The sequence below is a fragment of the Polyangiaceae bacterium genome (assembly GCA_016715885.1).
GTDB lineage: Bacteria > Myxococcota_A > Polyangia > Polyangiales > Polyangiaceae > Polyangium.
Window position 1 is genome coordinate 51,734 of sequence record JADJXL010000006.1, and the last position, 25,174, is coordinate 76,907.

Annotated in this window: 20 protein-coding genes; 13 read left to right on the forward strand and 7 right to left on the reverse strand. The window is 56.5% G+C overall.

What is annotated here, in order from left to right; genetic code table 11:
- Positions 1–4: 4 nt before the first annotated feature.
- From IPM54_10470 to IPM54_10505, 8 genes are all read left to right on the forward strand, one after another.
- Positions 5–1,210, forward strand: a complete 1,206-nt coding sequence (locus IPM54_10470) for a hypothetical protein (GenBank protein ID MBK9260247.1) — start codon at positions 5–7, stop codon at positions 1,208–1,210.
- A 588-nt stretch (positions 1,211–1,798) separates the two neighbouring features.
- Entirely contained in the window at positions 1,799–2,929 is a 1,131-nt protein-coding gene (locus tag IPM54_10475) for a hypothetical protein (protein ID MBK9260248.1), read from the forward strand.
- Positions 2,930–2,940: 11 nt separating this feature from the next.
- Positions 2,941–3,684, forward strand: coding sequence for a 3-oxoacyl-ACP reductase FabG (locus tag IPM54_10480; GenBank protein MBK9260249.1), 744 nt, complete (start codon positions 2,941–2,943; stop codon positions 3,682–3,684).
- Between the two features lie 7 nt (positions 3,685–3,691).
- Positions 3,692–4,939: a beta-ketoacyl-[acyl-carrier-protein] synthase family protein gene (locus tag IPM54_10485; GenBank protein MBK9260250.1), complete on the forward strand. Its 1,248-nt coding sequence runs from the start codon at positions 3,692–3,694 to the stop codon at positions 4,937–4,939.
- Positions 4,940–4,948: 9 nt separating this feature from the next.
- Complete coding sequence (locus IPM54_10490; protein ID MBK9260251.1) at positions 4,949–5,218, forward strand: acyl carrier protein; 270 nt, start codon at positions 4,949–4,951, stop codon at positions 5,216–5,218.
- Positions 5,215–6,576: an MBL fold metallo-hydrolase gene (locus IPM54_10495; protein ID MBK9260252.1), complete on the forward strand. Its 1,362-nt coding sequence runs from the start codon at positions 5,215–5,217 to the stop codon at positions 6,574–6,576. The genes IPM54_10490 and IPM54_10495 overlap by 4 nt, the downstream gene beginning before the upstream one ends.
- A gap of 22 nt (positions 6,577–6,598) precedes the next feature.
- A complete protein-coding gene (locus tag IPM54_10500) occupies positions 6,599–7,057 on the forward strand; it encodes a hypothetical protein (protein ID MBK9260253.1) in 459 nt (152 codons plus the stop codon).
- 201 nt (positions 7,058–7,258) lie between these two features.
- Positions 7,259–8,473 (forward strand): hypothetical protein, encoded by a 1,215-nt coding sequence (locus IPM54_10505; GenBank protein MBK9260254.1) that lies wholly within the window; start codon positions 7,259–7,261, stop codon positions 8,471–8,473.
- A 5-nt stretch (positions 8,474–8,478) separates the two neighbouring features.
- Here the strand turns inward: IPM54_10505 and IPM54_10510 are convergent, their stop codons facing one another.
- Positions 8,479–8,964: a beta-hydroxyacyl-ACP dehydratase gene (locus IPM54_10510; GenBank protein ID MBK9260255.1), complete on the reverse strand. Its 486-nt coding sequence runs from the start codon at positions 8,962–8,964 to the stop codon at positions 8,479–8,481.
- Between the two features lie 1,040 nt (positions 8,965–10,004).
- On the opposite strand from IPM54_10510, the gene IPM54_10515 reads away from it, so the two are divergent.
- The 5 genes from IPM54_10515 (at position 10,005) to IPM54_10535 (ending at position 19,375) form a co-directional block, all read left to right on the forward strand.
- Positions 10,005–16,523, forward strand: a complete 6,519-nt coding sequence (locus IPM54_10515; GenBank protein MBK9260256.1) for a VCBS repeat-containing protein — start codon at positions 10,005–10,007, stop codon at positions 16,521–16,523.
- A gap of 2 nt (positions 16,524–16,525) precedes the next feature.
- Positions 16,526–16,870 carry a hypothetical protein gene (locus IPM54_10520; GenBank protein MBK9260257.1) on the forward strand — a complete coding sequence of 115 codons (345 nt, stop codon included), beginning with the start codon at positions 16,526–16,528 and terminating at the stop codon, positions 16,868–16,870.
- Between the two features lie 185 nt (positions 16,871–17,055).
- Entirely contained in the window at positions 17,056–17,523 is a 468-nt protein-coding gene (locus IPM54_10525; GenBank protein MBK9260258.1) for a hypothetical protein, read from the forward strand.
- A gap of 191 nt (positions 17,524–17,714) precedes the next feature.
- Positions 17,715–18,632 carry a hypothetical protein gene (locus IPM54_10530; protein MBK9260259.1) on the forward strand — a complete coding sequence of 306 codons (918 nt, stop codon included), beginning with the start codon at positions 17,715–17,717 and terminating at the stop codon, positions 18,630–18,632.
- A 191-nt stretch (positions 18,633–18,823) separates the two neighbouring features.
- Complete coding sequence (locus IPM54_10535; GenBank protein ID MBK9260260.1) at positions 18,824–19,375, forward strand: hypothetical protein; 552 nt, start codon at positions 18,824–18,826, stop codon at positions 19,373–19,375.
- Positions 19,376–19,465: 90 nt separating this feature from the next.
- On the opposite strand, the gene IPM54_10540 is transcribed toward IPM54_10535, so the two are convergent.
- The 6 genes from IPM54_10540 to IPM54_10565 all read right to left on the reverse strand — a co-directional run bounded on the left by IPM54_10540 (position 19,466) and on the right by IPM54_10565 (position 25,154).
- On the reverse strand, positions 19,466–19,789 hold the full coding sequence (locus IPM54_10540) for a hypothetical protein (protein ID MBK9260261.1): 324 nt from the start codon (positions 19,787–19,789) through the stop codon (positions 19,466–19,468).
- Complete coding sequence (locus tag IPM54_10545; GenBank protein ID MBK9260262.1) at positions 19,786–20,184, reverse strand: hypothetical protein; 399 nt, start codon at positions 20,182–20,184, stop codon at positions 19,786–19,788. The genes IPM54_10540 and IPM54_10545 overlap by 4 nt, the downstream gene beginning before the upstream one ends.
- A 1-nt stretch (position 20,185) precedes the next feature.
- Positions 20,186–20,815, reverse strand: a complete 630-nt coding sequence (locus tag IPM54_10550) for a ParA family protein (protein MBK9260263.1) — start codon at positions 20,813–20,815, stop codon at positions 20,186–20,188.
- Between the two features lie 426 nt (positions 20,816–21,241).
- Entirely contained in the window at positions 21,242–21,538 is a 297-nt protein-coding gene (locus IPM54_10555) for a hypothetical protein (GenBank protein ID MBK9260264.1), read from the reverse strand.
- A 399-nt stretch (positions 21,539–21,937) separates the two neighbouring features.
- On the reverse strand, positions 21,938–22,345 hold the full coding sequence (locus IPM54_10560) for a trypsin-like peptidase domain-containing protein (protein MBK9260265.1): 408 nt from the start codon (positions 22,343–22,345) through the stop codon (positions 21,938–21,940).
- A 2,239-nt stretch (positions 22,346–24,584) separates the two neighbouring features.
- Positions 24,585–25,154, reverse strand: a complete 570-nt coding sequence (locus tag IPM54_10565) for a hypothetical protein (protein ID MBK9260266.1) — start codon at positions 25,152–25,154, stop codon at positions 24,585–24,587.
- Positions 25,155–25,174: the final 20 nt, after the last annotated feature.

A 25,174-nucleotide genomic window follows, 5' to 3' on the forward strand; every position in this document is an offset into this window, starting at 1 on the left:
CTGGATGGAACGGAAAATCATCGCCCTCGTGGTCGTGACGTCTTCGGTGTTCGTCGCCCTCGCCGATGGTTGTTCGGCTGATCAGTGGAACGGCATGAACAACAGTTGCTGCCCCACGGACCCCAAAGATCCAGAATGGGATGATCCCTTCTGTACCGAGGCTCGCCACCAGCTCGAGGCCGCGCGAGATGCCGGCTACGACGGCGCAGGATGCCGGCCGAACTTCCCCGGCTACGAAGGGCAGGCGATGGACGAGGCGATCGAGAGCGTCTGCGTCCCGAACGCGCCGGATAAGTTTGACGCACCACAACCGCTGTGGGTTGGGCCGAAAGCAGAGGACCCTGGTTGCGCCCCCGAGATCGGCGCCTTTGGTGGTCGTGGGTACAACGACCTCGTGGTGCCCGATCCGGGATGTCCGGCATGCGTATGCGGTCCCATCGAGGGCTCGTGTTCACCCCGGCCGAACAGCATCCACCTTCGCGCGGACTTCTGCGAGGTGTTGCAGACCTACACGTCCGACTTCTCGGCCCCCGAGAACTGGGATGGCTCCTGCACGAGCATAAACGCGATGCCGGCGGGCGCCGAGTGCCCGGTTGGCAGCGGAATACCGTGCGCGCAATCGATTTACACGTCGGCGCTTCTCGATCCGGTCGAGGGATGCGAGCCCATTCCGGTCCCTGTACCGAAGTTGCATTCCGACTCGCCCACGTGGGGCACGCGGGTGCTTTCGTGCAATGCTACGCCCATTGATTTGTCTTGTCCCGACCACGATTCGAAACGATTCGCGGTTTTGCCGGAAGGCTGGCGTCATTGCGTGCGGCACCAAGAAAAAGGCATTCACGAATGCCCGAGCGGCTCGAAATACACGGACCAGGTCATTGCGTATTCGAACACGGGCTACACGGATACGCGTCAATGCACCGAATGCGGCTGCAAAGCAGCGGGCGGCGCTTGTTACGGGACGTTCAACGTGTACGAAGACGAGCAGTGCACGAAGTTCATCCAGAATGACGTGCTGAACTCCGAGACGTACGAGTGCTCGAACCTGATGCCCGGCGTGGCCGTCGGGAGCAAGGAGCTCGTCGACCTGACGTACGTGCCTGGCAAGTGCGAGCCCACGGGAGGCCTGGCCATCGGTACGGTGGAGAAGAACGACGCGGATGCGGTGACATGGTGCTGTTGGGCGGGGGAAGGGGTGGGGACAAAGTAGGGCGCGAGTTCTAGCTTCCGACAAGCCCCTTCTTAGCGGAAGTCAGAATGATGTTGGCACAGAGGGCAGGGGCAAATTATTTGATGGGAAAATCGCGTCACGACAGGCTCGCATCGGCGCGAAACGTCGGGGCGTGTCGCTTCCCTGCTGCCGATGCGCATGACAGGCCCGTCCATCAGAAACCGTGCAAATACCTCCTTCGATTAGCTACTTGACTATCCCAAGGTCCAAGGCGTAGGTGGATACAGGCGCTAGGACATTTTTTGACAGCAATAACATACACTACTATGTGGCTTTTTGCACAGGGACAAAAAAAGACCGATAGTTAATGTATTGTAATTGTTAGCGATTGATGAAAACAGGCGGGTTGTGCCTAAAGTGCGCAATTTTCTTGACTTTTGTCAAGCCAATTTTCGTCGACGAGAATGTGGTGAATTCTCGCAGGAACGAGAGGTTTCGCGAGTCCGCCTTGACATATCATAGACTTCGTGCCGGCAGGTAGTTCGGCTTGACAATAATACGGTGGTGGCTTGCGCGCGTCCAAAAACAAGCAACGATGTGCAATCGAAGAACGTTTGGGAACGGAGCGTGGAAATGCTCTCCACGGAAGATTCTGTTGTCATAACTGGTATCGGTGCGGTCACTGCCTATGGCGTTGGCTTGAACGCGCTTCGGAAAGGACTATGTGATGGCAGAAGTGCAATTGCATCAGCGGGGCCGTTGCTTCCGGGGGTCGAGGATCGGGCAGTGGGACTCGTCCGCGACTTGTCAGAGTTTCAGCGTAAATTCCCCCAAATAAGACCACCGCTACCGTTCCCACTGACCCGCATGGCACTTCTCGCTGCCAAGGAAGCTATCGAGGATTCCAACCTTCCTCCTGCAGCTCGCCCAAGCACCGGAATCTTTCTCAATCGAAATCAGGGCGCAACCGCAGTCGTCGTCAAAGCTGCCGAGCCAATGTTCAGAGAGGGGCCTCAGCGGATGAGCCCACTAGCATTTTCACAGAGTGTCCAGAACGCCCCGCTCGGCGCGATATCGATTCACTTGGGTCTTCATGGCCCTCACATTCTCACAGTGGGCGGGGGCGCCTTCATGCTTGGATTCGAGGCGTTGCGATCCGGAGAAGCAGACGCCATTCTCTGCGGTGGTATCGACGAAGTCGAGGCCACTACGTTGCCTGCCGCAGAGGCTCTTGGATATCTCGCAAAGCCAGGGCAGGAGGGAGCCATAAAGGGAGAGGGGGCTGTGATGTGTTTGCTAGAGCGAGCTCATCACGCACGGCAACGAGGCGCGCAAGTCTATGCCGAACTCGCAAGTGTGGCTGTTGGATCGGATTCGGCGCTCGAAAAAATCGAAGAAGCAGATATCGCGTGCTGGGGGCGACCGACTGGCGCAGGAATAGCGCAATTGTTGCGCGAGGTTCTAAATGATGCGGGCGTCCACATCGACGATGTGGCGCTAATGGTGGGCACTGCCAATGGCCAGCCCGCGATTGACGACGCAGAAAGCGAAGCAGCGGCGATCCTTGGCCTTAGTCGTACTCTGACGACTACGCTAAAAAAGCACATTGGCGAGGGTGCTGGTATGGCAGCGGCAGCATCTATCGCATGGGCAGCAGACTCCATTCGGCGCACTTCGTTGAAGAGAAACAGAGCGCCGGTGGCGCTCGTATTTAACATGGAGAATCACGCACTCTACTTTGGCGCCGTCCTTCGATAAAGGATCTGAATATGCATGACACAATTCAATCGAAGCGTGTGGCACTCGTCACTGGAGGCGCCCGCGGAATTGGTAGAGCAATATCGCTGGAACTAGCCAAAAATGGCTTTTGCGTTGTCGTGAACTATGAACGAAGCGAACAAGCTGCGGTCGACCTTCTCGACGAAATTGTTCGCTCGGGTGGCCAGGCGCATATGTTTCGTGCTGACGTAGCGGATTGGAACGCGGTTAGCCGTATGTTTCAATCCATAACCGAGGACTTTGGCCGCCTCGACGTGCTTGTCAACAATGCGGGGGTGCTCCACGAAAGCTTGTTCGCGTTGACAAAGCTGGAGGATTTTTGGACTATCCTCAATACAAATTTGGGCGGAGTTGTCAACTGCTCTAAGATTGCAATTCCGCTGCTCATGCGCGAACGGAAAGGGCGAATCATCAACATTGCGTCGATTGCCGCAATGCATTGTAGCGTAGGTCTTTCCGCATATGCGACATCAAAGGCCGCCATCATTGCGCTGTCGAAAGTACTTGCCAGGGAACTAGCGCCTTCGGGAGTGACTGTAAACGTTGTTGCTCCTGGACTTGTCGACACCGAAATGGCGAGAAACAGGCGAAACGGAACAGTACGCTCGCAGCCAATTCCACGCATGGGGACACCAGAGGAAATCGCTGCTGTCGTCACGTTTTTGGCCACTGAAGCGCCGGCATATCTCACAGGCGAAGTGATCAAGGTTGATGGTGGCGCAGCAATTGGGTGAGGATGTCATGTCAGATCGCATTGTCATTACGGGTCTGGGCCTTTGGACGTGCTTTGGTCGGGGAACAGAGCCCCTACTTTCCGCAATGCGACGCGGTGATCGAGGATTTCGCCCGGTGCGAGGCATGCTGTTCGACGATCATCCGTTTTTTCCAACAAAGATGGCTATGCAGATCGAGCCCGAACCGCCATCAATGTGGGATAACGCCAGGCGAGCAGTCGATTGGCCGAGCACTCTGGCTGTTGAGACGGCTCTCGATGCGTATGAAGCAGCGGAGATTCCCGCTGGAATGTACGACAAACGCCGCGTTGGAGTGCTCAATGGTACGTCACACGGCGCGAACCATGGACTTTTGGAATTTGTCAGACAACGTGTTGTAGAAGGTCGCGTCCCAGACGCATCCCTTGTCGCTCGATCAGCGTCATGGGTTGGCAGGAGCATTGCAGCGCGGATCAATGCGCGCGGCGTCAATCTAACAATTAATACTGCTTGCTCGTCCGGCCTCAATGCATTCGGTCTTGCGGCACGATTACTTCGATCCCACCGAATCGATTGCGCATTAGCGGGCGGGAATGACACGTTTTCTTTGCTGAGTTTCGCCGGTTTCAGCAGTTTGCGTGCAATTGATCCGAATGGCTGTCAACCATTCGATGTGCAACGACAAGGCATGTCTCTTGGCGACGGAGCCGCGTATTGTGTACTTGAACGAGAAAGCGAAGCGCGCAGTCGTGGCGCGCGCATCCTTGCGGCAATTACGGGATATCGAAGTGCTGGAGACGGCCATCATGCAACCGCACCCGACCCCGAGGGTAAGGGCGCAATGGAAGTCATGTCGAGTGCGCTTGCCGAGGATGGCCATGCCGAAGATTTAGCGCTTGTCTCGGCACATGGGACTGGAACGCCGGCAAACGATAGCGCAGAACTTCGCGCAATTTCTTCAGTAGTCGAAGCATTTGCGATTCCGGGCCCAATTCATGTCTCATCTATCAAGAGCCAAGTAGGGCACACGCTTGGAGCAGCGGGCGCCATTCAGGTTATTGCTGCCATACTGTGCATGCATGATAGACTCGTACCGGGCACTATTGGGCTTCGTACGCCATTGTCACATACACCGCCGCTCAATTTGCCAAAAGAACCGCAAGCTGGCGATATTCCGTTGGCGCTTTGCAATTCATTAGGATTTGGTGGCAGTGTTGCCTCGTTGTGTTTGCGGCGAATCAATGAGCCATTTGTCGTCTCCCATTCGTCCACGTGAGGTCTCGTCATGAATCTACCGGAACACATTGCGAAGATCATCATTGAGCGGCTCGAACTTGAGGGCTTCGATGCCCAGACATTTCCGAAAGACATGCTCCTGTTTGCCCCTGACGAACACGGTGGCCTGGGGCTCGACTCTTTGGCCAGCCTCGAGATCATTGCAGGGCTCTCTACAGAATTCTCCCTGCCATTTGACGACGTTGCCGAAGACGACTTTCACACGGTAAACACCTTAGCGGCGTACGTGGAACGTAAGAAGAAAGAACAAGCGCCATGAACATCGATTTTCTCGGACATGCGATGTTACTCATTCGGGGAGCGGAAGGAACCATCCTCTTCGATCCACTCTTTTTCGGAGCCCACCACGAAGGCCTCTATGAGGTATATCCACGGCGGGAGCTAGATATCGAACAATTACCGCCATTGGATGCCGTCTTTTTAAGCCAGGCGCGCCTCGACCATTTCGATTTGCATTCAATGGCGCTCATGCCACGGGAGTTACCTATATACTGCGCCGCGGATTCGCTGCTCCTTGCCTGCCTCGACGGTCTTGGTTTTTTGCGGATCCGCCCATTGCGCAATCTTGAACCCGTTACAATCGGGTCGCTGGAAATCATCCCAACGCCCGGTGCGGCAGATACAATCCAGCACGGATTTATCGTTCGCGATGGTAACATCGTTCTGTGGAACCTTGTGGATACGAACCCACCGCTCTCCGTCATTGCCGAAATTCGATTGCGTTTCCCCGAGATCCATCTCGCCATTGTACCGTGGCAACCACTCCAGGATCAATTGGTGGCTATCGGCGGTGCGCGTCAGTTCCCCTATGAAATGTATGGGACCATAATTTCCACGGCGCTCCAGATCGGTGCACGCTCTCTCGTGCCTGGCTCGTGTGGATTTCGAGCCACCGGGCACCACGCGTGGCTAAATCACGTGCTGTTTCCGATCACGCGAACGCGCTTTGTTGAGGACGTCGTTCGTGCGAACCCGGCATGGGATTCACAAATTTTCGAGATGGATTCTGGGGACAGAATTGTACTTACACAGGATGTCGTTGGCGTTCAAAAAAATCAGGTCGAATACTGCAAATCGGGACCATACCGCTGGGAAGAGCTTGCATATCGGCCGGATGATGCTGGCTGCCAGGTCAACGAACACCGAGGCGAACTCTTCTCTATAGCATCAAGCTTGCCATTCGTCAGCGCATTTTTCGAGGACCACATGCTGCGAATTGTTAATCAGGAACGCACGCTCTTCGAGGGGCACCGGCGCCTGCATGTGCGGCAGCAGTTCGACATTGTATTCGCAGATGGACGCCGCTCCTGGACATGGGCCTTTTCTGGCGAGCATTGCGTATGCACGCCAGGACAATGCGCATTGGCAGACGTTTCGAGCATTCTTACAGCGAGTTTGTTGACTGGTCTAGTGGCTGGAACTGTTTCTTGGGACTTTGCAAGCGCTAGTGGAGATTACCGCCATTACAGTGGCATACATGCAGTAAGTGCATGCGGCGTGTACGCTCCTCTAGGCGCCAGGCTCGAGGATCCGCTTAGCGTTGTGTTTGGGGCACGATCAACGCGCGAAAAGTGGTTTGCAGAGCAGATCGAACGCCTACTCACCGCAGGCACATAATGCCCCAAAGGCTCGTCCGAGAATGGGCTCGGACGTTGGAAAGGCAATGCTCATGTTCGACGAAAAGACAAAAAAAGAATTGCTCGATCAACTGGGGGCAAACGCAGCCGCCGCTGCGGCCGCCGCCTCATCGGCTGCCGCAATTGCTGGTTTGCTCTCGTCCGCATCGAAGCCCAGCGCACGGATCAAAGTCAATGTGGACCCGCGCACTCCGATGACGTTCACGCTCCCCGAACAACGGCTCGGTGAGAAGCAAATGCTTCAGCTCCGTGTCGTCAAGGATTCAAAGGGGTTTCGGGTGGTTGACCCGCGCATTGCTGGAAATGCAGCAAGTGCACCCGAATTTGGCGTTCATCAAGATGCCGCAGGCATGAACCTGGCTGTCGTTCGCGAAGGCGATTTGCTCCACGTGTATGGTGTGAATGCGTTTACGGGCGACACGCAAGATCTCATGAAATGCATCGCGGCGGAACAAGCATAGTACTCGAGCAACGTTCGGTACTGTAGTGTAGGATCCCGCACCGGTGCAGCGCGATATCGACGGACGCGTTTCGTGGTTGGGGCCGGTGCGGTGTCCACTTGCACGACAATCGCATTGATTATCGCGGTTTGTGTCAATGCAGAGTATCGGCAATACTCGGTTTGTCAAGCATCAACTGATGGTGCCCATGGAGGTCTCTCGATGAACACCGAACAGACAACCATTCCCGCCGTGCGCGCTAGATGGTTGGCGTTGCGTGACGAATTACGCCAAATGCGTCAAAACGAATCCCTGCGACGCTCCGTTGAGGCCCGTGCAGACCTTTGCCGCATGGGTGTCGCAATGGCTTTTTCTCACGAACTCCCTCGAAACACTGTCGTACGAATCGCTGATCAAGCGAATCGGCGCCATTATCTTCACAATCGTATCTTCCGGGAACTCGACATTAGGGAGCCGTTTGATATGGAAGGTCGTGAGCATCTTGATGCCGCACTCTTGGCAGGGCAAGGAGCCATTATCGTGCCAGCGCATTTCGGACGTTATCGCTCGATACCGCAAGCGCTGTTCGACATCGGCCTTTCAGTGACACTCCTAGTGGACGCCCCAAACACGACAGTGCTTTCTAGCATGGTGCAAATGGACGCCTGGCAGCAATCCTTCGTTGGGACGGGCCCCGAATCATTTGCTGTCGTAAGCAGCCGAGATGTATGCTCGTTGTGGTCACTTGCCCGCGCACTTGCAGCAGGGCGTGTGGTGATTGCGTTTGCAGACGGGAATTCCGGCATCAATGGTTATGCTCACGACCGCGGCAGTATCTATCTTCCTTTTTTGAGTCGTACCATTTCTGCCCGCACCGGAATCGCGGCACTTGCTGTACATGCGAACGTTCCCATGATTCCTGTTCGTGCTCGGGAACGGGCAGGCAGGCCCCCCCTGCTTTGCTTTTATCCGCCCATCAGGGCAGAGAACCACGAAGACAAAACGACGTTTCGCGAACGTGGTACTAGGGCTCTTTACAAGTGGTTGGAGAAATGTATTCGCGAGTCGCCTTCACATTGGGAGGAATGGTCGACGTTCACGCGCTGGGTCATTCCCACATCTTTGGTAAACGAGACGCGAATGGCACCAGTTCTGGTGCCTCAGGCGCTTCCTGCCCTAGCGGGCAAATTCTTGACGATAGCCGGTCCGTACTACTGGGTATCTTCGACACGTGGCACACGAGCTGTCTTCGACGTCGAACGCTTGCAATGCGTGAGCGACGATCAGCATATGGTAGATCTTGTCCTCGCTGCGGAATCTGGGACAGGCGCACTGGAATGGGCAAATCGATACGCAAATTCAGCATTTGCGCTCGATGTTCTGGCCCGTGCCATTGCAGGCGGAATTGTAACGCTGACCCGGCGAGGTATCGCGTAGTATGCTCATACTTCTCCCACGGTTGGTTTGTGTTGCCCGAGCGATAGCGATATTTTGGCTTTGGCGACCATGTCTTCTCCAACGTGCACTGCTGCGTCGAATCGAAACAATGATCCTGCCCTGACGTCGAGTTCTGCCGAATAGACTATCGTCGTGCCTGGCTTAACAGGACGGAAAAACCGGGCACGATCAACTGCTGCCAGTACGCCGACTGCGCTGCCGTCCTTTGGGCCAAGAGATCGCGCGAGAATACCGCAGGTCTGTGTCATCCCTTCAATGAGCAGCACTCCGGGCACCAGGGGATCACCAGGAAAGTGTGCATTGGTCCAAGGTTCCTGCAAAGGTATGGCGCGCGATGCTACAATACGGCGGGTATCAATCGATAACACCTCATCCACAAATAGAAAACACTCCCCGTGTGGTAAGACCTTTCTTGGGTGAATCGGTTCGTGCATAAGACCTCGATTCATTGCGAACAGATGCAACTGCATTGTGAGTATGTCAGACGTTCCGAATTGGTCAAGGTCAACAGATATTGGAATATCAGCTCCCTTATGTCAACAAGGGGCCGTTTCAGAAAATGGCAAATTGTATGCCACGATTTTTTCCGTTTTCCAAAACGACCCTGACTGCGACCAGCTTTGCCGCGTGAGGGTGAGTCACAATTTGAGTGCAACACGCGATGCTCACGTTGCGCGAGTTCGTTTGCGAACAAGGTCGATAGCGTGGTCTTTTCTACGGCGCGTTTGAAGTTCATCACCGCGATAGCCTGCGTACAGATGTACATGCAAGGTAGAAGGTGGATCTAGAATGCAGTCGATTGAGTGCAGTGTTGTGTGGACAGATGTCCGCAAAGCAGGCGCACGTTGGCTTGACGTACTTGCTTGGCAAGTGCGAGCCTACGGGAGGCGTGGCCATTGGGACGGTCAGAAGGAAGACACGGATGCTGTGACGTGTTTGGTGAGGGGGCGGGGCGAAGTAGCAGTTGGCAGATGTACGACAGTGGCCGACCGTCGCGCCCAACGTGCGGACATCTGTACATGTCCGGATATGAAAACTCTATTTAGATAGGTTATGTTCTTGTGTACAGATGTCCTCGAACGCAGCGCTCGACATTCGACCGAGAGCATCGACGTCAGTGATCTGTGTCACCGCTTCGGGAAAATCGCCCGGCCCTCGAAAAAAGTTTCGGGATTTGCCCTCTACCGCGCCCTAGACAAGTAGAGCGTGCGGATCTCCCCTTCGAGCTCTCCCAAAAGTGCGTCCGACTTTTCGGGCTGCGGGCAATAGCCTCGCACCGCACTCTACGTTGGCGCGGAAGCAGCACATCGTCGGGCCATGCCAGAGACGCAACTTCCCCACCACATTTGCTAAGGGCAGTCGGGGCGACAAAAACCGAAACTTTTTTCAAACGTCGGTCGATTTTTCAAATCCGGTTACCTGCTTCACGAATCGGCGCAGGTGACGGCAACCTGTTGCGCGCCAACACACACGACCCCTTTTCCCGTATCCTCGACGCTGGGAGGTTCCCATGCTCAGCGCGAATCGGGGGATTTGGCAGGCGTTAGTCCCGCTGTGGTTCCTGCTCTTTGGCGTGTTTGCCCCTGCCGGATGCGCGTGCGAACCGGAGGGTCAAGTTCGAAGCACCGAAGCGCATCCGTGTCGCTCCCAGCACGAGAAGCTCCCCGTCTTCCCGCGGCTCGAATCGAAGAGCGCCCTTGTGCCCGGAACGATTCCCGTAACCTACGGGGTCACCAACACGGGCGAGAGCGCGGTGAGTATGCCGCTCGTCGTGCCACCAGGCCGGGCGGGTGTGGAGCCATCCATCGCGGTTTCTTACCGCAGTGACGGCGGCGATGGTGTGCTGGGCCGGGGGTTCTCCATCAGCGGAGCTTCGGCGATCACTCGATGCCCTAGGACGATGGCGATCGACGGCGAAGTCCGTGAAGTGGACTACTCGTCCGGTGACGCCCGGTGCCTCGACGGCAAGCGTCTCGTCATTGTCGCGCAAGACGGGGACTCGATAGAATACCGTACATTCCCTGATGACGCACAGGTGAAGGTCGTCGAGCACTTTGCGACGAGCAACGAATCGTACTTCGAAGCGTTTCTGCCCTCGGGATGGGTCGTCGAATACGGCAAAACCGCGGGAAGTCGGCCGCTCGCGCGTGGAGGCGTGCCGCGCGCATGGCTCGCGACGGAAACGCGCGACGCTCGCGGCAACTCCATGAGCTACGGGTATTGCTTCGCCGAAGGTGACGGTTTTACAGCGGAATATGCACTCGATGAAGTGCGATTTGCGGGATTCGACGGGGAGGAAGGGACGCGCGCCGTTTCGTTCGTGTACGGCACGAAAGACCCCGACGACGTGCGGACGATTTACTCGGCTGGCATGGCGTTCCAAAGCAGTTTGCGCCTCGAGGAAGTACAAACGCGCGTCGATGACGAGCTCGTGCGTCGGTACGAATTCACCTACGAGCAAAGCGAAACCACGGGCCACACGAGGCTCGTTTCGGCGCAAGAATGCGGCGCAGATGGCGCATGCACACCAGAAATACGCTTCCAATACGCAAATGTACGTACGGGATTCGAGCACGTCGCGACGACGATAGCGGCGCCCATGTCGCGACTTGCGAGCTACATGCTCGCGGACGTCAATGGCGACGGGCTCGATGACCTGCTCACGCCGGATACGACGGCACTCTCGACGCCGACGAATCCCATCACGGAATGGCGCATCGCGCGAAATCAAGGCAATCAGTTCGCCGCGCCGAAAGTGGCCTTTTCGCAGGAATGGTCCTTCGTGCAAGATGCGCAAGGTCCATCGGATCCCGCACTGCTCCAGCCGGAGCTCGGGGTCGCTGTCGACTACAACCAAGACGGGCGAATGGATGTATTGCTTTACGACGTTTATGGGAACCGAAACAACCATATCGTGCTGCTATCGAAAGCAGACGGCACATTCGAAGAGGTCGACACGCAAATCCAGCGCCCATTTCCTCTCGGACGTGCACCAAAACAGCTACGTGGGTCGGGTGGATCCGTGCATCTCGCAGACGTCGATGGCGACGGCGTCGGGGACCTCATTTCCTGCGAAGATCACGGCAGTTCGCCCGAAGTGGACCCAAGCCAGTCCGCGTGGACGCTCCATCTTTGGCGGCCGGGTGGATTCGAGGCAAACGGAGCGTCCATCGAGCCGCTCGCGGGGTTCAGTTGTGGCGTCGAGCTGCGCACGGTCGACGTGAATCGGAACGGCAAGATCGACCTCGTTTTGCCGGGGATGATCCGCATCGGAGGCACTCCAGCGACACAGACGACGACGTACAGCGCGCTCGAGCGGAACGCGGACGGCACGTGGAAAGCGTGGGACACGAAATTGCGCATTCCTCCACGCCCCGGACGCGTCATTTTCGCCGACGTCAACGCGGATGGTTTGCCCGATGCGATTGCATCCGGAGTATCGGACGGTCGTTTGCGCACGTGGATGAATATGGACAGCCGTTTTGCAGAAAAACCCGTCGACAGCTTGAAATGGGACGGGCTTTTTCCGCAAGACACATACTTTCACCTCGCGACGCCGCTCGATTGGGATGGCGACGGCCGCACCGACCTCCTGATGGCCATGAGCGAGCCCCCAGAACTGCCGAAATGGTACATCCTTCGCGCGACGAGCGGAACCAATACCTTCGAGCGAATCGATGCAGGAATCCCGTTCGAAGCGCAGCTTGGCGAAGCGGTCACGCTGGCCGACCCTCGCGGGCCTCGTGTCGGTGACGTCAACGGTGACGGCGCGGCGGACGTCGTGCTGTTCATCGGGAACGAGCTCCAGGTTTTTCAGAACAAGGCGTCCGATCCTGACGTGCTCGTTTCGTTCTCCGATGGCCTGAACGACCATGATCCCGAGGATCCGAGCTTCATTCCGAACGTGTCCTTTTCGTACGGCCATCTGACGGACGAATCCATCACGAATGGCGCGAAAAAAGAATCGTATTTGTATTTGTCGAGGTCCGACACGAGCAATCCGTGCGAATACCCGCGGCGATGCGCGGTAGGTTCGCATCGTCTCGTGCGCGGCTACGAAGTGAACGACGGTCAGGGTGGCGTGCGTCGATTCGGCGTGAAGTATCGTGACGGCCGATATGATCGCCGTGGTCATGGTTTCCTTGGGTTTGGCGCTCGAATCGTCACGGACCTCGACACGAACGCAGGAACCGCGACGTTTTACGATAACGTGACGGCCGTCAAAGTCGGTGGCCGCGAGGTCTACCCGTTTGCAAATCAAGTGCATCGACAATGGCGCTGGGCTCCAGCGTTGCCGCATGAATCCAAGCAAAACCGCGTCGAGCTTGCATTTGCCGATATGGATGTCGACGTCGTGCCGACGAACAACGCGCAGACGTATTTCACGCTCGGCACGAAGCGCCGCTCGCGCCGCTTGCAGGGGACATTTTCCGCGGGCACGTCGCTCGAAACGTGGGTCGCCGGCGTCGCGGCGAACGAAAATGCGACGATGCTGCGGGACACGACCGTCGATGTCGCGGACTTCGACGCATTCGGCAACGTGCTTGGCGTGAAGGTATCCACGGTTGGCGTTGACCTGAGCTACGAGATAACTCGCATCGTCAAGAATGACACCGCGCGATGGATTCTCGGGCAAGTGCAAGAGCAGACGGAGTGCAGCAAAGCGGGCGTCGATGAACGGTGCCGCTTGTATACGTACACCACGAACGAGTTTGGCGAAGTCGAATCGGAGTCGACGAGCGATAAAAGCATACCCGGCACGAAGCTCACCGTCGAGTACGACAAACGCGACGAGTACGGCAACGTCGAGCACTTGACTGCGAAAGATGAATTCGGCCACGTGCGCGGCACGACGACGGTTTTCGACGAGGAAGGCGTGTTTCCCGTCAAGGTGATCAACGCGCTCGAGCACGAAACTGCGCTCGACTATGACCGGCGATTCGGCGTATTGAGAAAAGAAACCGACCCGAACAAGCTGGTCACGGAATGGCAATACGACAGCCTTGGTCGTGAGACACTCGAAATGCGCCCCGATGGGTCGCAAACGACGACGACTCTTACGCGCGAGAAAGCGGCCGGAGCATGGCGGTTGTCGCAACGAATCACCACCACGGGCGGCGCCGATGACGAGCTTGTGTTCGATAGCCTTGGCCGACCCATTCGCACGTTTTCCCATGGCCCGACACCCGCGAGCCAAAAGGGGAACACACCGCGGCGCATGCAGGTTTTTGGGTACGATCGGCTGAGCGGCAAAACGGCAAAACGCTCGATATTGGCCGCAGAAGGAACGCCGGACGATCAACTGCGGTTCGACGTCTTCGAATTCGACTCCATCGGGCGCGAAATTCGGCACACGACGCCGTGGAATGCGACGACCACGACGACGTATGACGGGTTTGTCATCGACTCGGCGGATCTGACGATTACGCCACCCCGGCACACCCTCACGGAGCTCGACGAGCTCGGGCGACCCGTCACGATCACCGACGCCAAGCAGGGCGTCACCAGCTACACCTACGGCCCGTTCAACACGCTGCGCACGGCCACGGATCCAGGCGGTGCGACGACGACGTGGACGCTCGATGCGCTCGGACGGCCGCGGAAGATAGAGGATCCCGACCGCGGGACGACCGTGCTCGAGCACGATGGGTTCGGCGAGCTGGTCACCTCGACGGATGGGCTCGGCCGCGTCGTGAAGTTCGACGTTGACGAGCTCGGCCGCGTCGAAACGCGCACGGACAAGCTTGGGGCGCAAGTATCGACGACGACGTGGAAATGGGACACCGCGGCGCATGGCATTGGGCGATTGGAGACGGTGACGAGTCCAGATGCCATTCAATCGTTTTCGTACACGGCAAAGGGTCAGCTCGAAGGAATGGTGCAGACCGTCGATGGAGGCTCATTTGCCGCGCGTCAAACGTACGACGACGTCGGTCGCGTGAAGTCCATGGCGTACCCGCAGCCGCTCGGGGAGGAACCGTTCGGCGTAATGTACGAGCACGACGAACATGGATTCGTTGTTGGCGTACGCGAGAAAAACACGCAGGAAGCCTTCTGGACGCTCGAGGAAGTCGACGATGCCGGTCGAATCCAAAAAGAACGATTCGGCAATGACGTCGAGACAACGCGAACGTATGATACCGACAAACAAACCCTCAAGGGTATCTCGACGACTCACGGCCCAACGAACATCCAAAAGCTTGCGTATGCTTGGGATGCACGGCTCAACTTGAAGAGCCGCACGGATGCCCTTCAGCCGCAAAACAAGACGGAGCGGTTTCGGTACGACGCACTCGATCGCGTAACGTGCGCGTACTTTGGCGCGGTCGAGAGCTCGCTCGAGCCGTGCGTGGCGTCGTACGACTACGCATTGAATGGCAATTTAACGTTCAAATCGGACGTGGGCACGTTGTTGTATAAGGACGCGAAGCATCCGCATGCCGTGGCGAACGAAAACAGCCCAAATGGCCCCAAGTACGGCTATGATGACGTTGGAAACCAAATCACGCGTCCGGGCGGCATTTTCGTGACGTACACGCCCTTCGATTTGCCGAAAACGATTACCAAAGGCGGGAAAACGACTTCTTTCGGGTACGACGGAGACCAAAGGCGCATACGCAAAACGACGCCGACCGCGGAAACGCTCTACTTCGGCGACATGTTCGAGCAAGTGACGAGTTCTGCCGGCGTCGTCGAACGTCGCTATTACGTGCATTCACCGGAACGGGCGATCGCCGTGGTAACGCGCGGCGGAGCAGAGCCAGGAACGCGGTTTTTCCATGTGGACCACTTGGGCTCCATCGACGTCGTTACGAAAGAAGACGGCACGATTGCGGAGCGGCGAAGCCACGATGCCTACGGGCAACGGCGAAATCCAGAATGGGGCAAGCCTTCGGGAGCCTTCACGAGCCGCACGACGCGCGGCTTCACGGGACACGAGGAAGACGAGGATTTAGGCCTCGTGAACATGAAAGGGCGGATCATGGATCCGCGTCTCGGGCGATTCACGACGACGGATCCGGTCATTGCGGACATTTGGAACGGGCAGACGCTCAACAGATACTCGTACGTCAATGGGAATCCGCTTGCATTCATCGATCCTACGGGTTTTTCGCCGCAGGAAGCGGAGCCGCCGGGCAAATGGGAAACCCATCTTTTGCCACCTGTGCACATTGGCCCAGAGAAAGATTCGTTCACCTATGGCGTTGAAATCAAAAAGCTAGGCGAATCGCCAAAGGATGCTGCCGAAGTGGGCGCCTACGTGCCTCCCATCGACGTGAGCACGACGGGAAATGGTGGCGAGGGTTTGCCGTACGAACCGACGCTACCCGAGCCGAAAAAGGGCAGTTTTCTCGACGGGGTGGGTGCGGGTTTGGGCGATTTCGTTGATGATTTTTGGTCGCTCATTCCACTGACGCCATCGTGGTCGCGAAACACGGTCGACACGGTCGATCACATGATCACCGCCTACCAGCAGGGCGACGTCATTGACGCCTTCAACGTCATCAACCCCCTGATGCCCGTGGCAAACATCTCGCTTGCCGTGGACAATGGCGACTGGTACACGGTCGGTCAGCAGGCAGTCGGCGTAGGGGTTGCGATACTCAGTATCGTCATCGCGAAGAAGGCGCCTGGTTTGAAAAAAGGGCCAAAAACGACGAGAGGGCCGCCAAGGGTAACAACTCCAGTGGGTGAGCTGCGTGCGGCCGGGCTCAGAGATGCTCACCACGTGATCCAGGATGCCGCGGTGAAAAATCTGCCCGGCTACAATACGAATCTGGCGCCAGGAGTTCGGCTCGATGGTCCTGCACGTGTTCGTGGCACTCCACACAATCTGACGAGGCCCGTGCAGCGTCAGGCCGGGGGTGGAACCTACGCCGCAGAGCGAAGGATCGGCTACAAGGCGCTGCGTAAAGCTGGGATGTCCCCAGGGGAGGCGCGGCAGGCCATCCAAGAGGCGGATGGTTACTTCAGGAGTATTGGCGTGGAACCGTCTACACCCACAACAATTCCAGGCGATAGGAGATGACGATGAGCGCGAAAATTGAGGGCACAATGCGTGATATTATGAATCTGTTTGTCCGCAAGGACTACGTAGCCCTCGAAAAATTGAGCAATGGCGTACGACTCAAAGCATCCGAAATCGAAGAGGGCATTACCGAATATGGAAGGACTCTTGTAGTTCCGCCCCCAGAAGCATTCCAAAATGTCGACGTTATCCCAATACGTGCATCCGTTCCACAGGAATACTCGATCCGATTTAATTTTTACACCATTGAGGAGGGTGAATCCGATCTGCAATTGCAGGCAACGTTAATCGACGATCCAACGACAGAACAGATGCGAGTAGAGATAGACGATATCCTTGTCCCATAACGCATGAAACCATGAGCAAAGAAATCCCTGCGGTTGTCTGCTCGCACTATGCCGCACAGCGGGGCGAGAACAGCGCATTTGGGAACAACATCCAGAGGCAGATTTGAATCGAAAACAGCCCATAAGTCCCAAGAACCCACGGCGAGAAAAATACCTTCGGGCGGGCGATAGGCTATAAAGAGCAAATGAAACGTCGATCCAAAGTCAATTACTCGAAGGGTACGGTTTTTCTGGTTCCGTTGCGCGGCGGGGGTTTTGCAAGGGGAGTCGTTGCGAGATTTGACGGCAAAGGGCTCGTGTTCGGATATTTCTTCGGACCCAAGTTGAATTCGCCAGAGGACGCAACGACACGCGGACTCGACCCGCGTCAGGCCGTGTACATTACCAAGTTCGGAGATCCTTCGCTAAGAAATGGTGACTGGCCCCAGCTAGGCCAGGTCGAAAACTGGAATGACGATGAATGGCCAATGCCCCCGTTGATTCGGGTCGATGAGTTTGCAGGCAGAGCCTTCTTGTCGCATTACGATGATCGTACATTCGACTGCATTGACGAAGAGGAAGTCTCGCCTGCACTCGTAGCTCGATACCCATACGACGGAACCGACGGCGATCATGCGGCCGAGATCCGACTTTCGAAGCTCCTGAATCAGTGAAAAGTGACAGTGGGGCTCGCTGAGAAAACGGAAAAAATCGTACGCTAGGCCGTTAATGCGCTCGTAGCGGCCTGAATTTGCCAACTCCAAGTTTGTCGCCGAGGCCGGCGCCCAGAGGTCGAGCGTGGGAGCGGATTTCGTTTAACAAAACGACTTGCATGCGCGTCCGAGTTTCGTTAAACGAAAACGGGATGGCACGTCCTTCCAGGGCTGAGGCACCTTCGACACGGATCATCGGCTTTCGTCTCACCGAAGAGGAGGAGAGTCGCCTTGATGAGCTCGTCGTGCAGTTCGGCCACAAAGACCGGTCGGCGTTGCTTCGCTCGTGGCTCGCGCAAAGGGCGCCGGATCCGAACGCCATCCGGTTCACGGAAGACGAAGAACGTCGGCTCGACGAGCTCGTTGCCGAGCAGGGGCACGCAGATCGAACCGCACTGCTTCGGTCGTGGCTCGACCAAAGGAAACCCAACCTGGAAGCCATTCTCACGCGCTGTGCATCCGAGGCGGCCGCGTTGTTTTCGTTTGTGCTCGATGAAGCGAAACGGCGCGAATACCGAATATCTTGGAACGCGTATGGATTCAGGGTCAATGACAAGAATATTGCATGGAGCATGAGCTGCTCGGAACCGAATTTTATTTGGATCGATTTCATCGACGCCGAATCCATCCGGAACAACGAATTGGCAACGGGATTGTGGGATTGGTACGGAGCGGACGGGCTTCGTTTGTCAATTACCGAATCGAACGTCAATCGTGTGCGTGAACGAATCGCGCGAATCTTCGATTCGAGGATCGCCAAGACGCCGCAAAACAAGCAAACCGACGATATGCGGCACGTCTACGAAGCGCTTCGAGCAAAGCAAGATGCGCGCAATGGGCTGATTTACGTGCCTTCAGTCGTGCGTGCGGTTGAAGATCTGGTGCCGCTCGAGCGCGTGCACACGCTCCTTCGGGAGCTCGACGAACGCGGCGTGCTCGAGCTGCGCCCCAACGCAGGACGGAAGCCTCTGCCGGATGAGGATGCCGCCCTCTGTCCACCGGGGCCGCGGAAGACGGTGTTTGCGTATGCGAGGTGGAAGGGTGACGGTTTCGTTAAACGAAACGGATAGACGTTCGCCCAGTCACCTTGGTAGGCTCGTCGAAAACCTTCGCTTGTGATTCGATGAATCGCGGTATCGATACCGGAAGCCCTCTCAGGCGAAGAGTACAAAATGAAAATATTTTTCCCGCAGAAACACCGGTGTTCGGGCGATCGAACCCCGCCCCGTAGGAGTACACGCTCAGTAACAACATCGAGTTGGTGGCATCATCCGCGCATGTCGGAAGCGAATTCCGAGCTCCGGAGGAAGAACGCGATCAGTTCCGTGCGGGTGGTGATTTATCGCTTGCAAGCGCAGCGCTGCTCGAGGCCGCCGACTACCCTCCGAGTGTGCAAGGCGGCGTCGCCGACCTTCCACAGAAGGATCTGCATGGCGCCCAAGACAGGGTGAAGGAGGTTTCGATGTATCGTTCGAGTCCCGAATACATGCTTGGTTATTCGCACGGCGTGATGCTCACGCTGGCGCTCGTGATGATGATGTTCATGGCCTTGCTTCTGGCTATGAGCGATGGGGGTGGGCCCAACCATCCTGTTTCCGCCGCACGTCCTTTGCGCCTGCGCATCGCCACGGAAATGCAGGTGCAACACTTCACGATTCGTCCTTCCGCGGCGACGCCCAACCGGCTCGATGCGAGGAGACAATGGCCTGCAAGGTTCCGCCGATGGGCATGGCATGCCCTTCACTGGCTGACACCGTGGCTTGGTCGTGAGGCAATCAGGCTACTTCAAGCCGAATCTCAAGCAGTGGAATGAAAATTACCTGCTGGGAGCTGCATGTTCGCAGTCGAAAAAAAGAGCCCGACCCTGTGGGACGTGGGGTCGGGCTCTGGACGTTTGGATTTCTCAATGCCTCCACAACGGCGGCACAACCTTCAGTTGCAGCTTGTGACCCTGGTGCTGTTCGCAAAATGTCGCCATGTCTGACAGCGTCTCCGGGTTTTTTGCATAAAACTCGTCGAAATTCTCGATGTCGAAAATCGCATCCAGAGCCTTTCGTTCGTCCTGCTGAGCATCCGCCATACACTTTTCGAACTGCTCGAACGTGATTCTCATCGCGTAACCGGCAGTGCACGTCTCGCATAGGATGACGAAACTTGGCGTTTTCGCCAAGAATTCAATGGCCTCCTCATCAGAGGGCATCGGCAGCTTTTTGCGCCGGCGTTTCATGTCGACCGCTTCGCCTCGATCTCGAGCCCTTCGGCTTCCAAGCAGCGCAGGACGAACTCGCGGAAGCTTGGAAAGCCCTTCTCTTTCGCTTTGTCGGTGAGGGCGTCAGCTTCGGCCTCGGGGAGCTCGATGATGACGCGTTTTTGACCGCGCATCGGCGGAATGGGCGTCGATGAAACCTTCGCGCGGTGCTGCTGCTTGTTGACGATGAAGAGCACATACGCCTTCATCGTGTCGAACGGAATGCACCGCTCGACGAGCTGCCGATGAATTGCTGGCGAAATATCCACGACCAAACGCTTTACATTTGCCGCGACTCGCTCGACGTGCGCGGTCGTCTGGATCGGTTTTACCGGGACAAATGTATCGAAGGAGAGGTCTTTTTTCTTGCCCATGTCATTTACGCCCCGCCAAAGCCAAAGCCTCATCGCACAATGCACGAACGGGAGTCCTCGCCTCTTTCGCAAGCGGCGTCCATGTCCCCATGAGCGCCTCGACGTAAGCTGTGCGCTGCGGCAGCGCCGTCTTCGAAACGCGGGCGCCATCGACTTGCGTTGCCAGCTTGTTGAGCGTCTCGACGAGCAAACGGCTCACGACGGATCGGGGCATCGTTCGATTCGCCACGAGCAGAGCCGGCAGCGGCGACGTTCGGCGCTTATTTGCTTCGCGCAAGGTCTCGACGAGCAGCCCCGTAGCGGCATAGTCGAGCGGGCCGGGCATGACGGGGACCAAAGCCACGTCGGAGGCAATCGCGGCCGCGATGCATTGGTCACCATATCGGGGCGGACAATCGAGGACGTTCATGTCGACGTCGGAGCGTTCCGTTTTTTTCGGACGAATCTTCTCGACGCGTTCGACCATCAGGTTCGACTTCGACCAACTCTGCCACGCCATGGCGCTGTTCTGAGGATCACAATCCGAGAGGAGCACTCGATGCCCACGTTGCGCGAGTTCGTTTGCGAGCAAGATCGATAGCGTGGTCTTCCCTACGCCGCCTTTGAAGTTCATCACCGCGATGGTCAACATGCGCGCGACCCTAGCATGCGGACAGATGTACATGCAAGAGGGAAGGCGGTGCTAGAATTTAGAAGATTGGGTGCGGTGGGTTGTGGACAGATGTACACGAAGCCGTCGCCCACGTCATCAATGCGTTTGGCGCTTCATGGCGAAAGCACCATCGTGCGTGGCGCTGCCTACCGTTTTGATTTTGCCCACCTTGGGGGGAACTTGGCCTGTTGAGGACCTCGCTCGCGGCGCGCCAGCGAGTCGAATGCGTTTTTCCAGCGCAATTGTTCGGCCTCGATGTAAGCCTTGGCGTAGCCAAGTACATGACCCGTTCGTTCAAGTCCCGCCATGACCACCCGGAAGTCGTTGGCCCAATCTCCTGGATAAGACTTTGGGCCATGCTCCAAACGAGCGCGAAAGACGTCGTCAAGAAAGCGCAAAAGACTGTCAAAATTGCTGCGGATTCGTTCGTTTCCGTTTGCTTCCGCCACCCCTTGTCAACATGTCCACGTTGAGTGTCGCCCGCTTCAGTGCAGCTCGACGCGCTTGGGGCATGCCGCCGATGAGGGCTCCGGACTCACGAGTCCGCGACTCGGTTTCGAGCTTGCGGAGCTCCTTCAATACAGTTCTTCGAATGGATAGTTCTGCGCCGTCACCACCATCCAGAAACCTATCGCCAAACTTGGTACGGACTGCTGCTGCGTCTGGATAACGCCCTGTTTTGCCTCCTCTTGAAGCATCCATTCCGCTACATCTCGTGCCGATGTCGGATCCAACTCCCTATAGGAATGGCGTGACGCCTTCTTATACAATTGGAATGCTCCTGAAGTCTGAAGCTCATTGTACCATACGTCGGAGGACCACTCTGGTTTTTCGGACGGCCTCCCCTACATGCGCGCGACCCTAGCATGCGGACAGATGTACATGCAATGGCGAAGTTGCGGCTAGAATACGGCTGACATGGTGCGATTGTGCGTGGACAGATGTCCGCAAGTGGCAGCACCTCGTCGCAAAGCCATTGGCCGCACACCTCTACCACGTCATCTTTCCGCCAATTCCACAAGGACTTCTTTGCATCCTTCGATCGCTCGATCAGCGTTCGAAGCTTCTGCACAGGAACTGCATAGTTCATCGACGTTGCCGTTACCTTCCAGTCTGCCACTCCGATAACCTCGCCTCCGGTAAGCAACACTGGACCGCCACTGTTACCAGGCTCGATGCGTGCATCGACGCCGTAATACTCTTCTCATCTGGACCAATTGCACGACTGGTCACGCTGCCTTGAGTCACAGACCAGAATTCGCTATAGGTTCCCTTGCCAGGATGTCCAATTACGAAAATTCGTGTTGTTTGTGGAATGCTGTCAGTGGATGAAAGTCGCAAATACTCGGTACCTTGTTTTGCTATTTTTATTACCGCGAGATCGTTCTCTTTGTCCTCGGCAAGACAAAGCACTTGCTCGAACTTTGACGTGTCCAGTAATTTTACCGCGATCCGGTGATCCAAACCGTCATCAACTTGCCGAATAACGTGATGTGCCGTCGCGATCAACCCGTCAGCGGAGACGAAAAAGCCCGTGCCTTGCGAAGTTTGCCCTCAATGTGAATGATGTCGTTTCCCTTGAATGCATACGATTCAATGAGCACAACAGCTGATTTCCACCGTGCAATCAACTCCCACTTGGGGCTAGGGTCTCGAGCCCGCGACCGCTCATGGGAGGAGGCTGAGCGATATCAGAATTAGAGGGAGGAACTGCGGTACCATTAGAGTCTCGCCGCACAAAATAAAATGCAGCCAGTCCAGTGAGTACCAATGCTGCGACTAGCAAAGGCAGCAGCAATCGCTGCCCTGCCGACTGCGGTGCAGACGCACCAGTTGTTTGCTTGCTCAGAGGCGACGTGATCGGTGTAGACGGTGCAGGTTGCAAGACCGCTCCCTGCGAAACAATGCGTGGCGTTTCAGTCTCAACGTTCTGGGTCAATGGTGGCTGAGCTGGTGGGCTTGGTAGAGGTGTATTGGTAGTCATCCATGAAGGCTTCGCAGTCCCCGCGGCCGAAGCAGGATTCGCTGCTGGGGCAGGTGCTGGGGTCGGCGATTGCGTGGTGGAAACGGATGCAGGCGCTGATATCCCGGACGCTGCCGCAGAAGCCAGCGCAAATGGCGTGCCACAGGACGAGCACTGTCGCGCAGTGCCTGGACTGTCATGCTTGCATTTCGGGCACGTGATTGTTCCCCACATTGGCGCTCAACCTCCATCTATGCGAAGCAGATCCCTGTGCATGAACCCGCGTTCGCTACCACAGCAGGGGCAGGTAACTTCTCGATACTTGTTGCCATTGTTATATTCCAAAATGCCGACGATATCCCTGACTTACGCCTGCATTCCGTCTCCGAAAATGGCGTCTCATCTCCGCGACGAACAATGCACTTGTGATTCAGGGCACGCTCACAGTGCTGTACCGTTGCTCGCGCCCTCGCACATACGAATTCCACACAAAGAAGACCATCACGACAATCACTATCTTCGTTGCACCACCCCGCAGTAGCGCTCTCGGCCGCTCTAAGGGACGTGGCGCTGGCGCGTCGTCAGGAACCAATGCCGGTGCTACAAGCAAGTCGTCAGGAACCAATGCCGGTGGCGTTGGCACCTCAGCGGGAGTCGATGAAGTCGGGCCATCAACCGACGATGCCGATGGCGCCATGTCGTCAACCGTTGGCGCCACATGGGGTGTCGAAGATGGGCTTGAAAATGCCGGGGTTGGTGATGAACAGATCCTATTAGAACACCTTAACCCTTCAATGCATTGATTAGATGCATCGCACGCCTCGCCCTCTAACAAAGTCAAAGAAGCGGGCACACATCGTGCCCCATCGCAAATTAGCTTGTCACCACATTGGGTATTTTGGCTGCATGTTCCGCCCCTTGCGCGACGTTGTTCGGGGGAAGTTGTTGATTTGTTTGATAACAACGAGCTACAAGCCTTCAATAGGAAGGCAGAAATCCCGATAACTACTAAAATGACGGCAACCCTCGAGAAAATGCTCCGGCGTTGAGATAATGCTCCTCCTGGGGGAGTGCTTGTAAGCGTCTGCGACTGCGTATTAGATGTTGCTGACGTCGCGGTCGGCGTTGGCGGCGGGGGTGAGCCACGGCGGTACCGGTTGCTGACCCGATTGGGCAGCACCTGGCCGTGGCGGCAGCGGTTGCTGACCCGATTGGGCAGCACCTGGCCCTGGCGGTAACGGTTGCGGCTGTTGAAGCCAAGGTGGAAGTGGTGCCGCATGTGCCTTCGCGCTCGTTGACGATCCCATGAAGGTTGCAACCGAAGTGGAAGCACTCGAAACTGTAGCGGTTGGCCCCACAGCGATTGGTGGTGGGGTTGGAGTAGTTGATGTCGGTCTATGAAGAAACCAGTCGTTTCTTGTTAAACGTCTGCACCGGTTGCGCCGGCGCGATAATTTCGTCGAGAGGCTTTGCTTTATTGGGTGCTCCGCGACAGGCGCCAACAAGAGCATCGGAAAGTTGCTTAAAATCTTGCCTAGTTTGCTGAGATAATCGAAAAATGCCGTCGCTTTTTTACCAAGTTCAGAAGTCCTTCGGATCAAAAGAATGCCGTCTCGTCCTGCGCAATTGCGATAGTCCCAAAGCCCTGGGTCGCGGGCGAATGCAAGAATGGTCGTGTAAATCGCCACGCCGGAGAAGCGTCGATGTCCATGGTCTTTGTTTTAATCGCGTCAGCTCGCATTGGATGTTGGAAAGCTGGGTGGCCAGCATTAGCCTCCGGTTTCCCTACGAGATTGGCACAACCACGGTATCATAATCAATCAAACGCAACGTCGGTCCTCCAGAGTCATCATTAACAAGAACGTTCTCGTGTTGGAGATCGCCGTGTGCAATGTGGTTTGCTCGCAGATCGGACAGCATGCGGCGCCACGCCTCAGCAAGGGCAACGAGTCGATGTGGATCGCGAAGGTTATTTTCGATGAAAGTCTTCAAGGGAGCACCACGCACCCACTCGAGCTGCACAATCGGATACTCACGCCCTTCTACACGAATACCCTGTTTATGAAATGCGAAATGCGCAAAATATGATAACTTATTTTGCTGGAGGTACGCACTCACCTCGGCATATTGAGTCGCGGCATCTCCGATATCCATTGTGAAACATTTAACCGCATAATCTTTGCCCCCAGAATTCACTCGAAAAACGGACGCAAATCCGCCATTCCACGTCTTTGGCATTCCGAGAGGAGGCCCGCGCTCCGCCACACCCGCCTTGAGTTCAGGGACGAGAAAAGCCTTGGCTCCGTGCATCACGGCGTCCTGATACTTTGCGCGCGTCGGAAAGACCTGTGTCATTGCGTCATTGCGTCAGATTG

What these genes read in the sequence shown, in the direction of transcription:
- IPM54_10470 (MBK9260247.1), top strand. Translation starts at nt 5, where the DNA reads ATGGAACGGAAAATCATCGCCCTCGTGGTCGTGACGTCTTCGGTGTTC.
- IPM54_10480 (MBK9260249.1), top strand. Translation starts at nt 2,941, where the DNA reads ATGCATGACACAATTCAATCGAAGCGTGTGGCACTCGTCACTGGAGGC.
- IPM54_10485 (MBK9260250.1), top strand. Translation starts at nt 3,692, where the DNA reads ATGTCAGATCGCATTGTCATTACGGGTCTGGGCCTTTGGACGTGCTTT.
- IPM54_10490 (MBK9260251.1), top strand. Translation starts at nt 4,949, where the DNA reads ATGAATCTACCGGAACACATTGCGAAGATCATCATTGAGCGGCTCGAA.
- IPM54_10495 (MBK9260252.1), top strand. Translation starts at nt 5,215, where the DNA reads ATGAACATCGATTTTCTCGGACATGCGATGTTACTCATTCGGGGAGCG.
- IPM54_10500 (MBK9260253.1), top strand. Translation starts at nt 6,599, where the DNA reads ATGGGCTCGGACGTTGGAAAGGCAATGCTCATGTTCGACGAAAAGACA.
- IPM54_10505 (MBK9260254.1), top strand. Translation starts at nt 7,259, where the DNA reads ATGAACACCGAACAGACAACCATTCCCGCCGTGCGCGCTAGATGGTTG.
- IPM54_10510 (MBK9260255.1), bottom strand. Translation starts at nt 8,964, where the DNA reads ATGCAGTTGCATCTGTTCGCAATGAATCGAGGTCTTATGCACGAACCG.
- IPM54_10515 (MBK9260256.1), top strand. Translation starts at nt 10,005, where the DNA reads ATGCTCAGCGCGAATCGGGGGATTTGGCAGGCGTTAGTCCCGCTGTGG.
- IPM54_10520 (MBK9260257.1), top strand. Translation starts at nt 16,526, where the DNA reads ATGAGCGCGAAAATTGAGGGCACAATGCGTGATATTATGAATCTGTTT.
- IPM54_10525 (MBK9260258.1), top strand. Translation starts at nt 17,056, where the DNA reads ATGAAACGTCGATCCAAAGTCAATTACTCGAAGGGTACGGTTTTTCTG.
- IPM54_10530 (MBK9260259.1), top strand. Translation starts at nt 17,715, where the DNA reads ATGGCACGTCCTTCCAGGGCTGAGGCACCTTCGACACGGATCATCGGC.
- IPM54_10540 (MBK9260261.1), bottom strand. Translation starts at nt 19,789, where the DNA reads ATGAAACGCCGGCGCAAAAAGCTGCCGATGCCCTCTGATGAGGAGGCC.
- IPM54_10545 (MBK9260262.1), bottom strand. Translation starts at nt 20,184, where the DNA reads ATGGGCAAGAAAAAAGACCTCTCCTTCGATACATTTGTCCCGGTAAAA.
- IPM54_10550 (MBK9260263.1), bottom strand. Translation starts at nt 20,815, where the DNA reads ATGTTGACCATCGCGGTGATGAACTTCAAAGGCGGCGTAGGGAAGACC.
- IPM54_10555 (MBK9260264.1), bottom strand. Translation starts at nt 21,538, where the DNA reads ATGGATGCTTCAAGAGGAGGCAAAACAGGGCGTTATCCAGACGCAGCA.
- IPM54_10565 (MBK9260266.1), bottom strand. Translation starts at nt 25,154, where the DNA reads ATGACACAGGTCTTTCCGACGCGCGCAAAGTATCAGGACGCCGTGATG.